Below are 13,142 nucleotides of genomic sequence, written 5' to 3'. Positions count from 1 at the left end.
GGCCCACGGCTCCGAGGCGCGAGAGACGCGACGCGCGGTACGCATCACGCGAAAAGATCGGTCGGTCGCCGGCGCCGCTCCTCGTCGGTGCACCGCGTCGCAGTCCGGCCTCGGCCGACGACGCGGCGGCCAGCCGGGGCCTTCTCCGCCTGACGTGGTGCGCGGATGACGGCGCGATGACGAGCACGTCGGCTTCCCACAGCCATCCCCCGCGTCGCCGCCGCGCTGACCGGAGGGGCGGAGGGCATCGACCGCGGCGCACGCACGCGAGCCGGCCGTGGATAGGATGCGGACAGCCCCTGAGCGAAAAGGATGGACATGCAGCGCAATCCTCACGAGCTCCACCCGACCGTCGACGTCCGTCAGCCCGAGCGACGTCGCATCCTTCAACTCCTCCTCGGGCTCGTGGTGTTCGTCGGATCCCGGGTGCTGACCACGCTCGCGGCCGTGCTCGTCTTCGCGGTGACCGCTGAAGCGACGGGCGTCGTCTCGGTGGGGGAGATCCTCTCCGCGCCGGGACCCGCCGCGCCCGTGGGTTTCCTCGTCGGAGCGGCATTCAGCATCCTGGGCTTCGTCCTCGTGGTGCGCTTCGTCTCGCGCCGGCGGGTGACGGAGTTCTCCCGTGCCGGTGCGGTCTCGGAGATCGGAATCGGGCTGCTCGTCGGTTTCGGCGTCGTGGCGGCGACGGTCGGCCTTCTCGCGGCGATCGGCGTCTACCGCGTCACCGAGGTGCAGCTCGGATGGGGCGTGCTCACCGGGATCATGTTCGGCGTCGGCCCCGCGATCGTCGAGGAGATCTTCTTCCGCGGCTTCCTGCTGCGCATCCTCGACGGCTGGGTCGGGTCGTGGGGCGCTCTGGCGATCGTCAGCGTGCTTTTCGCACTCGTGCACTCCTTCTCGTCGCCCGCCGGGCCCGTCGCCGCCGTCTACGTCTTCCTCTCGGCGAGCCTGCTGCTCAACATGGCGTGGTTCCTCACGCGTCGCCTGTGGCTGCCCATCGCGCTCCACCTGGCGTTCAACGCCTCGCAGAGCGCGCTGTTCGGTCTGAACGTGTCGGGGTCCGAGGCCGGAGACGGCCTGCTCCGCGCCGAGCTGTCGGGACCGGAGTGGCTCACCGGCGGAGTCATGGGCGGAGAGGGGTCGCTCGTGCTGATCGTGATCGCGCTCGCCGCCGGTGTGGTCATGGCCGTGGCCGGAGTTCGCCGGGGCGCGATGCTCCCGCGCGCATCGCGCAGCGCGGCATCCTGATCCGGGGACCGTCCGACCTGGTCAGGTGCTCCGGATGCCGCGTCGGCGGCCGACCGCGACCACGACGAAGGCGAGGGTGATGATGGCCAGGGCGATGACGATGATGTACATCACGACATGCCCCCAGCCGCCCGTCTCGGGGTTCAGGAACGGGTAGGGGTACCAGAACGGCGCCTTCGTCGTGGGGTTCGTGATGAGCGGTGCGCGCAGCAGGGTGTAGATGATCCACGCGATCGGGAAGATCGCGGCGCCGAACGCCGCCGCCCAGGGCAGGCGCCGGCGGTTCGGCCCGATCAGTACGTCGAGAAGGAGGAACAGCGGCCCCCAGACGTGCATGACCTCGTTCGACCACGCGACCGTCTCGGGCTGCAGCGGCAGATCGCGCAGCAGCAGGTTGTAGACGACGCCCGTGGTGATCATGTAGGTCGACACCCAGGCGAGGGCGGCGGCGACGGGGGCCGGATCGACGTCGGTGGTGCGGCGTCGCACGAGGAACCGGATGCCGAGCAGCACCAGGACGACGCACGCCGACACGTTCGACAGGATGGTGAAGAAGCTGAAGAAGTTGGCGATCACCGTCGCCACGTCGCGGCCGCGGGCGACGGCTTCCGACACGCTCGCCGCGAATTGCGCGAGAACCGCTGCCGCGATCAGCACCGCGACGGCGATGCGCGCGACGTTCCATCCGAGGGCCCATTCGCGCGAACGCAGCATCGCCTCAGGCTACCCGCGCCCGGCGCGCGGCGCGTCCGTCGACACCTCCCGGCTCATCCGCCCCACGACGGACCGCGACGCTGTCGCTCACTCTCGGATGAGGCGGCGGGCGACGTCGACGAACCGCCGGAGCCCTTCCTCGAGGTGCGCCTCGTCCGAGGCGAACGAGAGGCGGACATGTCCCTCGCCGGACGGACCGTACTCCGAGCCGGCACGCAGCAGGACGCCCCCTTCGGCCAGACGCTGCACGAGCGTCTGCGAATCGACGTCCGTGTGCACCCGCGGGAAGGCGTAGAACGCGCCGGCGGGACGGGCCAGGTCGATGCCCGGGATGCCATCGAGGTGCCGGACGACGAGGTCGCGGCGGCGCTGATACGTGTCGCGCATCCGCGCCAGCTCGCCGGGAGGGGTACGCAGGGCGACGAGGCCGGCGTCCTGGACGAACGTGCTGAGCGCGCCGTTCAGGGTGCGGTGCACCAGATTGATGCGTGCGGCGTGCTCCTCGTTCGCGACGACGTAGCCCAGGCGCCACCCGGTCATCGCGTACGACTTCGAGAACGTGCCGACGAGGACGACCTGCTCGCGGATGCCGGGGAGGGCGGCGGCGGAGAGGAAGTCGGCGCCGTCGAAGACGATGTCGCAATACGCCTCGTCGGAAACGAGGATCAGCGACGGGTGCGCGGCCACGATCTCGGCGATCTCGGCCAGCTCGGCCGCGGTGTGGACGGCGCCGGTGGGGTTCGCCGGATTGCACAGCACGAGCATGCGTGCGTCAGCGGCGAGGGCGCGCAGCCCGACGAGGTCGATGCGACCGGTGGGGGTGGGGGCGAGCCACACCTGTTCCGCGCCGATCATGGCCAGGTGGTCGGTGTAGAGCGAGTACGTCGGCTCGGGCACGATCACGCGATCGCCCGGACTCAGCAAGGCGAGCATCGTCGCCGCCAGCCCCGCGCTTCCTCCGTGCGTCGTGACCACTTCGGCGGCGCTGGTGGGCCGGCCGGTGCCGGCGGTGATGTGCTCGGCGAGGGCGCTGCGCAGCGCGGGCGCTCCGGTCAGGGCTTCGTAGCGGGTGCGTCCGGCGCGCAGGGCGGTGACCGCGGCGGCAGTGATGGCGGGGGAGGTGTCGGCGTCGGGCTCACCCATCGCCAAGGAGATCGCACCCGCCGGCACCGCTCCCAGCCCGGCGGGGCGGCGGGAGGCGGCGGTGATGCGGTCGGTGACGGTGGGTGAGGACGTGAGGGCGGGGGAGAGCAATGTCACTCCTGGGGGGAGGGTGTGCCGTCGTGTCGGGGCACGACGAGGGGCGGGGCGTGGGTCTGGCAGGCGGGGGTGGCCGTGAGGCCGCACACCCAGCAGAACGAGCGGAGGGAGGGCGATGTCATCGGTGTCCTCGATGCGGTGCTGGGGGCGGAGGCCGTTTCCGACCTCCGCCCTCCGGTCACTGGATGGGCTTGCGTGCTCCGTCGTTCATGAAGAGAGCGGCGATGCCGCTGCCCACGGCGGTGAGCACGACGTAGTAGGCGGGGATCGCCGTCTGCCCGGTCGCCGCGATCAGGCTCGTCATCACGAGCGGGGCCGCCCCGCCGAAGATGGCCGTGGCGATGTTGTAGCCCAGGGAATACGCGGTTCCGCGCACGCGGGTGGGGAAGAGCTCGACGAGACACACCGCGATCAGGGCGGAGTGACCGGCGAAGCACAGGGCCATGAGCGCCGCGCCGAGGACGGCGAGTCCGAAGTCGCCCGTCGAGGCGAGGGCGTACCCGGGGATGGCGGCGATCGCCGAGGTGGCGGCGGCGGCGAGCATGACCGGCTTGCGGCCGATGCGGTCGGACAGGCGGGCGAGCGTCGGCATCGCGACGAGCATGACGACGATCGACAGCGAGGTGATGGCCAGACCGTTGCCGGTCGTGAACCCGAATTCGCGCGTGAGGAAGCTCGGCATGTAGTTGAAGAGGATGTAGTAGCCGCTGCTGTTGAGCAGGGCCAGCGCCACGGCGAAGAACACCTTGCGCAGGACGCTCTTGTCGCGGATGGTCTCGGCGAGCGGGTTGTGCGCCACGTCGTCGTTCTTCTTGGTCTCCAGGAATGCCACGGTGTCGTCGAGGCTGCGGCGGATCCAGAAGCCGAGAAGGCCGAGGGGCGCGGCGACGAGGAACGGCACGCGCCATGCCCACTCCTCGAGCGAGCCGGCGGGAAGGAAGGTCGCGAGGGCGACGCCGAGACTGGTGCCGCACAGCATGGCCAGGTAGGAGCCCACCTGGGGAAGGGAGGTGAGGAAACCGCGGGACTGGTTCGGGGCGTTCTCGGCGACGAACGAGTAGGCGCTGGCCACCTCGCCGCCGGCGGAGAAGCCCTGGATGAGACGCAGGAGCAGCAGGAGGATGGGGGCAGCCACCCCGATGACGGCGTAGCCGGGCAGGAGGCCGATGCCGACGGTCGCACCGGACATGAGGGTCAGGGAGAGGACGAGGGCGGGGCGGCGTCCGATGCGGTCGGCGATGGAGCCGATGACCAGTCCGCCGATCGGGCGGACGAGGAACGTCAGGGCGAAGATCCCCCAGGTCATGATGATGCCCGCGGTGGGTGCGGTGGGCGGGAAGAAGACCAGCGCGATGGTGCTGGCGAGGAATCCATAGATGCCGTAATCGAAGAACTCGACGAAGACGCCGGCGGAGCCTCCGAAGACGACCTTGCGGAGTTGCTTCTTGCTGAGCTGCGTCTGCGGTGCGGCAGAGGTGGTGGTCATGCGCTCGCTTTCTGTGCGGGTGAGAGGGTGGAGCAGGTTTGGGAACGGTCGAAGAGACCGCAGGCGTCGTACATCGCGGCGGCCCGCCGACGCAGATCGGACAGCGACGTGTCGATGTCGGCGAGGCGACGCACCGCGTCGGCGCGGTCGACGAGTCGCAGACGCACGTCGTCGCCGGGGCGGACCTGCGCGAGCAGGTGGTGCGAGGCGCGCGCGACGACGACGGCGACGGGGTAGCCGGCGGTCATGGGGCGCCCACGCTGGAGGGCGATCAGCCCGCCCGCCGGGGGGATCTCCACCGCACCCAGCGGGACACCGCGCGAGAGGATCTCGTCCGAGGCGATGCGCCGGAACGTCGGGCCTTCCAGACGTGTGCCGGCCTGGTCGCTGTCCGTGCCGACCGTGAAGACGGTGTGGGGCAGCGCATCGATCAGGCCCGGGAACTGTCCGGCCTCCGGGCCCGCGAGGACGTCCAGGGTCCACGTGTGCGTGTGCTCCGGTGCCGGCGCGTTCAGGCGGAAGAGGGGGAGGAAGGGGGGCAGGTTGACGTCGGCGTCGTCCACCTCGACCGAGTCGCCGACGGCGAGTCGACGACCGCGCCCCAGCAGGGGGTCGACGGCGACACTTCCGCGGAACAGGTCGCCGCGCATCGTCCCGTGGACCGCGAGGTACGAATGCACTCCGGCCCTCGCCGGCTCGATGCGCACTTCGGCGCCGGGCCAGGTGAGCACGGGCGTGCGCAGGGGCAGCTCGACGCCGTCGATCGTGGCGGCGCCGACGGCACCGGTGACCGCGATGAGTGCCGTCGTCTGCGTGCGGACGCCGAGGGGAGTGAGGGACGTCTCGAGCACGGGTGCGCCGTCGCCGTTGCCGACGAGGATGTTCGCCGTGCGAGCGGACACCTGGTCGGCAGCGCCGTTCACCTGGATGCCGAGATGAGCAGACCCGAACCGGCCGAGATCGGTCACGGCGGCGCGGGTGGCCTCGAGGACCGTGAGACTCGCGGTCATCGCCGACTCCCGACGAATTGGGGCTCGGTCGCGGCGAACTCGGCGGCCGAGATCGGACGGAAACGCAGGATGTCGCCGGGCTGGATGGCGACGAACTCGGGGCGCTCGGGCGCGATGAGGCGCAGCGGGGTGCGACCGATCAGTCGCCAGCCTCCGGGAGCGGGAATCGTGTAGAAGGTGCCCTGATGACCCGCGACGGCGAGCGAACCGGCCGGAATGCGGATGCGCGGTTCGGGACGTCGGCGGATCGATGATGCGAACGGCGACCCTTCGTGCAGCGGCGCGCCGCCGGGTGCCCCGTTGAACGCCACCCGCCAGGACGCCGAGGAGTGCTGATCGACGAAGTCGTCGGGCGTGATGCCCAGTTCGTCGGCGACCGCGACCATGTCGGGGCCGGCGTCGCCGCCGTAGAGGATCGGGATGATCCACTCGCGGCCGGGAGCCGTCCCACGGGCCGGGGCGGCACTCTCCGCGAGCAGACGGGAGGTCAGATCGGCGACATCCGTCCGGAGCGGGTCGAACTCCACCACCAGGGTGTCGAAAGTGGCGATGATCCCCTCCACACCGGGGGGAGTCGACGCGCGCAGCGAGGCGCCGAGCCGGTGGGCGGCCTCCCACCTCTGCGTGACGTGCGGTGCATCGGATTCGACGAGGAGGGCCGAGTCCCCGTACGGCGTGACGCGGGCGGCGTTCATGGGTTCAGGACCTCCCGCAGCGGGGCGATGCGGGCTCCGCTCTCGCGGAGCGTGTCGCGGATGCGGAGGGCGAGGGACACCGCCCCCGGCGTGTCGCCGTGGAGGAGGATCGAGTCGGCGTCGGCCGGGATGACGGTGCCGTCGACGGCCGTGATCGTGTCCGTCTCGACGAGCTGGGCGAGTCGGTCCAGGATCTCTTCCGGATCGTGGAGCACGGCCCCGGGCCGGCGTCGCGAGACGAGCGTTCCGTCGGGCTCGTACGCGCGGTCCGCGAGGACCAGGCGGGCCACGGTCAGCCCGCGCGCGCGGGCGATGTCGACGATCACGCCGGGAGGGGTCACGATCGGCAGTGTCGGGTCGAACTTCTCGACCGCGTCGACGATGCCCGTCGCGTAGGTCCGGTCGGTCATGCTGAGGTTGCCGAGGCGTCCGTGCGGCGTGACGTGTTCGAGGGGGACCTGCTCCGCTCGTGCGAACGCCGAGATCGCGCCCAGCTGATAGAGCACGTCCTGACGCACTTCGTCGGCGGTCATCTCGATCGTGCGGCGGCCGAACCCGCGACGGTCGTCGAACCCGGGGTGGGCTCCCACCGCGACTCCGAGATCCCGGCACCTCGACACCGTCGACTCCATCACCGCGGGGTCTCCGGCGTGGAAGCCGCAGGCGATGTTGGCGGACGTGAGCAGAGGAAGCAGCTCGGCGTCGTCGCCGAGCCCCCAGGGGCCGTACCCCTCGCCGACGTCGGCGATGAGATCGATGGTGCGCGTCATCTCTGCTCCTAAAACACAAACGGTGTTGCGTTTATGCTGCGGCGGCGGAGGGGGAGATGCAAGCGCGACGCAGAAACTTTCAGCGCCAGAAACACGGGTGAAACATCGCGGATCCCTTCGAGACGGTGATCCGAGATGATGGGTCTCGTGCATGAAGTGAGAGCTGTGTTAGCTTTTCTTCGTGCTTTGAGGAAAGGACCACCCGTGGCGAGAAGGCCCCGCAAAGACGTCGTGCGAAACAACCGGGCGATCCTGCGCGCGACCGGTGAGCTTCTCCGCGATGATCCGACGGGGGTGAACATCCCCGCCGTTGCGGACAGGGCCGGTCTGTCGGCGCCGACGGTGTACCGCTACTACGCCTCCACGGACGCCCTGCTGGGGCGTTACATGATCGAGGTCCTCGCGCAGCTCAGGGACTTCTCGCACGAATGCGAGGCCCCTGGCATCCATCTGTTCGCCCAGGTCCTGACCGAGTGGGGATCGATCATCGAGGTCTACGGGTCCGGACTGGTGCAGTTGCGGTCGCGTCGCGGATATCTCGAGCGTTTGGACGCGCAGGATCCCTTGATCGCCACCACCCGGGAGGCGTGGGAGCGACCGCTGCGACGGCTGCTGAAGGCGGAGCAGATCGAGGAGGACCGCTTCGAGAGCGCCCTCTTCCTCCTGAACCTGATGTTCGACCCCCGCGATCTGCTCGACCTCACCGCACGCGGCCATGCCATGCCCGACGCGATCGAGCTGATGCGGATCGCCTATATCGCCGCTCTGCGCGAGTGGCGTTCTCTCGACGCCGTGCGCGTCTGACCTCCCCCTGACAGAAGGAGACCTCATGCCCGACCCCCGTTACACCGCCCTCGCGGCCCTCGGTGCGGCGACCGTCTACGAGGCCAACGGGCAGCGGGGTGCCATCGACCCCGCGATCAAGCCCCTGGACCCGACGTCGCGCGTGGCCGGACGAGCGGTGACCATCCGTTTGGAGCCGGCGGACAACTGGTTCATCCACGTCGGTCTTCTCCACGCGGGTCCCGGCGACGTTCTCGTCGTCGACGCCGGGGGCTACGTCGAAGCGGGTCCCTGGGGCGACGTCCTCACTCTCGCAGCGCAACAGCGGGGCCTGGCGGCTCTGGTCATCGACGGTGCCGTTCGCGACAGTCAGGACATCATCGCGGCGGGCTTCCCCGTCTTCACCCGCGGTGTGTGCATCCGCAAGACGACCAAGGTGCAGCGCGGAGACGTCGGCGTCCCGGTCACGATCGGGGGACAACTCGTGCATCCCGGCGATGCGATTCTCGGAGACGCCGACGGACTCGTCGTCGTCCCGGCCGTCGAACTCGATCAGGCCATCGAGAGGGGGCACGAGCGGGAGCGCAAGGAGAACGAAATGCGACGACGGATCCTCGAGGGAGCCACCACCCTCGATCTGCTCGGTCTGCCTCGGCCGCGCTAGCGTCATCGATCGTCACCGCCGGTCATTGCGCGGTGGGCGAACCCGTGGCCGACGGCGCGGCGCCCGAGCGTGATGCGGCGCGCGACGGCGGTGCCACCGCTCTTCATCGTGCGGGCGCGGGCTGATGCGACATCTGTGAGACGTCTTGCCTCACAGGGGGAGTCGTGCCACACTGTCATGTATGAAACAATCTGTCTCAGAACGTGGCGTGACCGATCCCCGCCACCTGCGCAGCAGAGCGATCATCGAAGATGCGGCGATCCGGCTCCTGACCCGCGAGGGGCCGTCGGCCGTGACCCATCAACGCGTCGCCGCCGAGTCCGGGGTGGGGAGAGCCACGGTGTATCGGCACTGGCCGACGACCCGCGAGTTGCTCCTCCACACGATTCTGGGCAGTGAGCTCCCGTTCTTCGTCGACCCCACCGTGCCCGTTCGCGACTGGCTGGTGGCCAGCTTGCGGACCCTCGTCGACCGACTGACCCTGCCCGAAGTCGGCGTCGCGACGTTGACGCTCATGCATCAGGCCCTGTGGGACGAGGAGGTCGCGGTCCGTCGGGACGAGTTCTTCGAGGAAGTGGAACGCCGACTGTCCGCGAGCTTCGACCTCGCGCGCACCGCTGAGGGGCTGCGCCCCGCTCTCGACGTGCGTGCGGCGACGGCCGCCCTGATCGGGCCGCTCATTCACCTGACCCTCTTCCGCAACTCCGAGGTGTCGGATGACCTGCTCGCGCATCTCGTCGCCGATGTTCTCCGGGACGAAGCCGCCGTCGGCACGCACGTCGCCGGAGCTGGGTCCTCCAGCCCCATCTGAACCGACCGGAACCGGGAGTCCATCGTGAACAGCATCAGCAGCGCCCTTCCCCTGCCGGACCGGTGGCATCGCCCGCTCGTCGTCGTCGCTGCGGCGATGGGAGGTCTGGTCCTGGTCACCGGCGTCGCCGCGGTGGTCGACCCACGCGAGATCCTCGGTCAGAATGCCTGGTTCAAGCCGATGAAGTTCGCGATCTCGCTGGGACTGTATGCCATCACGATCGCGTGGATGATCGGACAGTTGCGGCGATGGCGACGCGTGGCCGACATCGCGGGCACCGTGACCGCCGTCGCGATCGTTGCGGAGATCGTGATCATCACCGGCGCCGCAGCCGCAGGCACGACGAGCCACTTCAACGTCACCACGCCGTTGAACAGCACGCTCTGGGTGGTCATGGGTGCCTCGATCGCGGCGCTGTGGATCGCGGGGCTCGCCGCCGCGGTCGCACTCGTGCTCAATCCGACGCCCGATCGCGCACGCACGCTCGCCGTCCGCGCCGGCGTCGGCATCGGGCTCATCGGTATGGCCGTCGCCTTCTTCATGACCGGGCCGACCGAGGCGCAACTGGATGACTTCGAGGGGATCGTCGGGGCGCACGCCGTCGGGGTCCCGGACGGCGGCGCGGGGCTGCCCTTCTTCGGATGGAGCACGGAAGGAGGCGACCTGCGGGTACCGCACTTCGTGGGCATGCACGCGCTGCAGCTGTTGCCGCTGGGTGTCCTCGGTCTGGAGCTCGCCGGGAGGAGAATCCGCGTCCTTCGCGACGCACGCCTGCGGCTCGAGCTCGTCGCGGTCGCGAGCGTCGCGCTCCTCATCCTCCTGGGACTGCTGACCGGCCAGGCGCTCGCCGGTCAGTCCGTCGTCGCCCCCGCCGGTGGGTTCCTGCTCGCCGGTGTCGTCCTCGCGGCCGCGACCTTCGTCGGGGTCGTGGCCGTGTTCGTGCGCGGCCACGCACGGGTGCTCCGCGCTCCGACCGCGGTCTCTCCCTGATCCACTGCACCTCTCTCCCCCCGCTTCTGCAGAGCGCCCCACTCGTCGTGTCGCGCACCGTCGAGCCGTGCGGAATCGAGCGGGCGCGGGGTCCGGCCCGAGCCCGGCGATGTCGGACCCGCTCGATAGGATGGGGTGTACCGCCGGAATCAGACGCGAGGAGCGCACATGCCCGGAATCGTGATCGTCGGCGTCCAGTGGGGCGACGAGGGCAAGGGCAAGGCCACCGACCTGCTCGGTGAGCGTACCGACTGGGTGGTGAAGTTCAACGGCGGCAACAACGCCGGGCACACCGTCGTCATCGGCGACGAGAAGTACGCGCTGCACCTGCTGCCGAGCGGCATCCTGTCTCCGGGGGTCACCCCCGTCATCGGCAACGGTGTCGTGGTCGACCTCGAGGTGCTCTTCAACGAGCTCGAGGCGCTCAACGCCCGCGGCCTCGACACGAGCCGGCTCAAGATCAGCGCCAACGCGCACCTCATCACGCAGTACCACCGCACGCTCGACAAGGTCACCGAGCGCTTCCTCGGCAAGCGCATGATCGGCACCACCGGGCGCGGCATCGGCCCCGCCTATGCCGACAAGATCAACCGCGTCGGCATCCGCGTGCAAGACCTCTTCGACGAGAACATCCTGCGGCAGAAGGTGGAGGGGGCGCTCGACCAGAAGAACCACCTGCTGGTGAAGATCTTCAACCGCCGCTCGATCACGGCCGACGAGATCGTCGAAGACCTGCTGTCGTACGCGGAGCGCGTGCGTCCCATGGTCGCCGACACGTCGCTGCTGCTCAACGATGCCCTCGAGGCCGGCGACGTCGTCGTGTTCGAGGGCGGCCAGGCCACCATGCTCGATGTCGACCACGGCACGTACCCGTTCGTGACGTCGTCGTCGGCCACCGCCGGTGGCGCATCGACCGGATCGGGCGTCGGTCCCAACCGCCTCGACCGCATCGTCGGCATCGTCAAGGCGTACACGACGCGCGTCGGCTCGGGTCCGTTCCCGACCGAGCTGTTCGACGAGAACGGCGACTGGCTGCGCTCGCGCGGCTTCGAGTTCGGCACCACCACCGGTCGCCCCCGTCGGGTCGGCTGGTACGACGCCCCCATCACCCGGTATGCGACGCGCATCAACGGCATCACCGACCTCGTTCTGACCAAGCTCGACATCCTCGGGGGTCTCGAGCAGATCCCCGTGTGCGTCGCGTACGACGTCGACGGCGAACGGTTCGACGACCTGCCGGTCAACCAGACCGACTTCCACCACGCGAAGCCGATCCTCGAGTACTACCCGGGCTGGAGCGAAGACATCTCCACCGCCCGCACGTTCGATCACCTCCCGCAGAACGCGCAGGACTATGTGCTGGCGCTCGAGAAGATGAGCGGCACCCGCATCTCGGTGGTCGGTGTCGGCCCCGCGCGCGACCAGGTCATCGTGCGACACGACCTCATCGACTGATGCGTTTCTGGGTCGGCGCCTACGCCCCCGACACGGGGTCGGCGGAGGGCATCGGCATCCTGCAGGCCGGCGAGGCCGACGCACCCGGCGCCGGGGGTCCGCTCGGGATGGTGGGCACGGCGGTCGCGGCGCCCGGCTCGCCCTCCTGGATCGCCACGCATCCGACTCTCGACGTGCTCTACGCCGCGCTCGAGTCCGACGGCACGGTGCAGGCGTACCGCCGCACGTCCGAGACGCGCCTCGCGCCGGCGGGCCCTCCCGTGGAGGCGGGTGCGGCTGTCTGTCACGTCGCCGTCGCGCCCGACGCGTCGTTCCTCGTCGCGAGCTGCTGGGGCGACGGTCGCGTGGTGCGGATCGACCTGGATGCCGCGGGCCGACCGTCGCGTCCGTTCGTGGCCGAGGAGGCGAACGACCCCTACGGCTCCGCGCCGGGCGAAGACACCGTCTCGACGGGTGCACGCGTGTCGGGTGCCGTCGTGCCCGATCTCGCCGCCGCTGCCCGTGCGCTACGCGCGGCGGCCGGCGAGGAGTTCTCGCACCTCGTCCCCGCGTACGACGAGGTGCCCGAGACGGATGCCGAGTCGGAAGAAGCGGCGGCCGGCGCCCGCGTCTCGCGAGCGCACCACGCCACGTTCCTGCCGGGCGGACTCATCGCCACCACGGACATGGGGCTCGACCTCGTCCGTTTCTGGCGGCCCGGGGTCGGCGCACTCCGCCTGGCGCAGGAGGTCGTGCTGCCGAAGGGCAGCGGTCCGCGGCACGGCCTCTGGCACCCGTCGGGCCACCTCTACGTCGTCGCCGAACTCAGCCGCGAGGTGTTCGTCCTGGCCGCCGACCGCACAGGCCGGTGGCACGTGATCTCGGGCCAGCCGCTGCTCGGCACCCTCGATACCGACACCGCCGCCGAGCTCTGCGCGAGCCGCGACGGATCGACGCTGTACGCCGGCGTGCGGGGCAGCGACACCGTCGGCGTGCTCGCGGTGCGCGGCGCCGGAAACGCGCTGCAACTGACCGCGCTCGCCGAGACCGGAACGCACTGGCCGCGACACCACGTCGTCGTCCACGACACCCTCCTCGTCGCCGGTCAGCGAGCGGACGAGATCGTGTCCCTGCCGCTCGATCTCCGGACCGGCGTTCCGGGACGGGTGCGCCACCGCACGCCGTCGCCGTCGCCGACGCGCCTGCTACCGATGCGCTGAGCGCCTCACACCCAACGCTGCCGTGGGGGCGGTGAGCAGCGCACCTCGGGCGCTCCG

At 70.3% G+C, this 13,142-nt stretch carries 13 protein-coding genes; 7 read left to right on the top strand and 6 right to left on the bottom strand.

The genetic code is table 11. The annotated features are described in order from the left end of the window. Positions 1 to 318 precede the first annotated feature (318 nt). Positions 319 to 1,248: a CPBP family intramembrane glutamic endopeptidase gene (locus QE392_RS03220; protein ID WP_307447806.1), complete on the top strand. Its 930-nt coding sequence runs from the start codon at positions 319 to 321 to the stop codon at positions 1,246 to 1,248. 21 nt (positions 1,249 to 1,269) lie between these two features. Here QE392_RS03220 and QE392_RS03215 read toward each other — a convergent pair whose 3' ends face one another. The 6 genes from QE392_RS03215 to QE392_RS03190 all read right to left on the bottom strand — a co-directional run bounded on the left by QE392_RS03215 (position 1,270) and on the right by QE392_RS03190 (position 7,183). Further along, the gene (locus tag QE392_RS03215; protein WP_307447803.1) at positions 1,270 to 1,962 is read right to left on the bottom strand and encodes a Pr6Pr family membrane protein; all 693 of its coding nucleotides are present in this window, start codon (positions 1,960 to 1,962) and stop codon (positions 1,270 to 1,272) included. Positions 1,963 to 2,049: 87 nt separating this feature from the next. Then, positions 2,050 to 3,222 (bottom strand): pyridoxal phosphate-dependent aminotransferase, encoded by a 1,173-nt coding sequence (locus QE392_RS03210; protein WP_307447800.1) that lies wholly within the window; start codon positions 3,220 to 3,222, stop codon positions 2,050 to 2,052. 178 nt (positions 3,223 to 3,400) lie between these two features. Next, complete coding sequence (locus tag QE392_RS03205; RefSeq protein WP_307447797.1) at positions 3,401 to 4,708, bottom strand: MFS transporter; 1,308 nt, start codon at positions 4,706 to 4,708, stop codon at positions 3,401 to 3,403. After that, positions 4,705 to 5,718: a 5-oxoprolinase subunit C family protein gene (locus QE392_RS03200; protein WP_307447795.1), complete on the bottom strand. Its 1,014-nt coding sequence runs from the start codon at positions 5,716 to 5,718 to the stop codon at positions 4,705 to 4,707. The genes QE392_RS03205 and QE392_RS03200 overlap by 4 nt, the downstream gene beginning before the upstream one ends. After that, complete coding sequence (locus QE392_RS03195; protein ID WP_307447793.1) at positions 5,715 to 6,413, bottom strand: 5-oxoprolinase subunit B family protein; 699 nt, start codon at positions 6,411 to 6,413, stop codon at positions 5,715 to 5,717. The genes QE392_RS03200 and QE392_RS03195 overlap by 4 nt, the downstream gene beginning before the upstream one ends. Further along, the gene (locus tag QE392_RS03190; RefSeq protein WP_307447791.1) at positions 6,410 to 7,183 is read right to left on the bottom strand and encodes a LamB/YcsF family protein; all 774 of its coding nucleotides are present in this window, start codon (positions 7,181 to 7,183) and stop codon (positions 6,410 to 6,412) included. Before QE392_RS03190 ends, QE392_RS03195 begins: the two co-directional genes overlap by 4 nt. Positions 7,184 to 7,387: 204 nt before the next feature. Between QE392_RS03190 and QE392_RS03185 the strand changes: the two genes are divergently transcribed. The 6 genes from QE392_RS03185 (at position 7,388) to QE392_RS03160 (ending at position 13,085) form a co-directional block, all read left to right on the top strand. Then, positions 7,388 to 7,987: a TetR/AcrR family transcriptional regulator gene (locus QE392_RS03185; RefSeq protein ID WP_307447788.1), complete on the top strand. Its 600-nt coding sequence runs from the start codon at positions 7,388 to 7,390 to the stop codon at positions 7,985 to 7,987. Between the two features lie 25 nt (positions 7,988 to 8,012). Beyond that, positions 8,013 to 8,630 carry a 4-carboxy-4-hydroxy-2-oxoadipate aldolase/oxaloacetate decarboxylase gene (locus QE392_RS03180; protein WP_307447785.1) on the top strand — a complete coding sequence of 206 codons (618 nt, stop codon included), beginning with the start codon at positions 8,013 to 8,015 and terminating at the stop codon, positions 8,628 to 8,630. 208 nt (positions 8,631 to 8,838) lie between these two features. Continuing rightward, positions 8,839 to 9,441 (top strand): TetR/AcrR family transcriptional regulator, encoded by a 603-nt coding sequence (locus QE392_RS03175; protein ID WP_307447782.1) that lies wholly within the window; start codon positions 8,839 to 8,841, stop codon positions 9,439 to 9,441. A gap of 24 nt (positions 9,442 to 9,465) precedes the next feature. Next, positions 9,466 to 10,431, top strand: a complete 966-nt coding sequence (locus QE392_RS03170) for a hypothetical protein (RefSeq protein WP_307447777.1) — start codon at positions 9,466 to 9,468, stop codon at positions 10,429 to 10,431. Positions 10,432 to 10,599: 168 nt separating this feature from the next. Continuing rightward, a complete protein-coding gene (locus tag QE392_RS03165; RefSeq protein WP_307447774.1) occupies positions 10,600 to 11,886 on the top strand; it encodes an adenylosuccinate synthase in 1,287 nt (428 codons plus the stop codon). Beyond that, positions 11,886 to 13,085: a lactonase family protein gene (locus QE392_RS03160; protein ID WP_307447772.1), complete on the top strand. Its 1,200-nt coding sequence runs from the start codon at positions 11,886 to 11,888 to the stop codon at positions 13,083 to 13,085. Before QE392_RS03165 ends, QE392_RS03160 begins: the two co-directional genes overlap by 1 nt. Positions 13,086 to 13,142: the final 57 nt, after the last annotated feature.

This window comes from Microbacterium proteolyticum (genome assembly GCF_030818075.1).
Taxonomy (GTDB): Bacteria; Actinomycetota; Actinomycetes; order Actinomycetales; family Microbacteriaceae; genus Microbacterium; species Microbacterium proteolyticum_A.
This window is presented reverse-complemented; position numbering and strand designations above follow the sequence as displayed.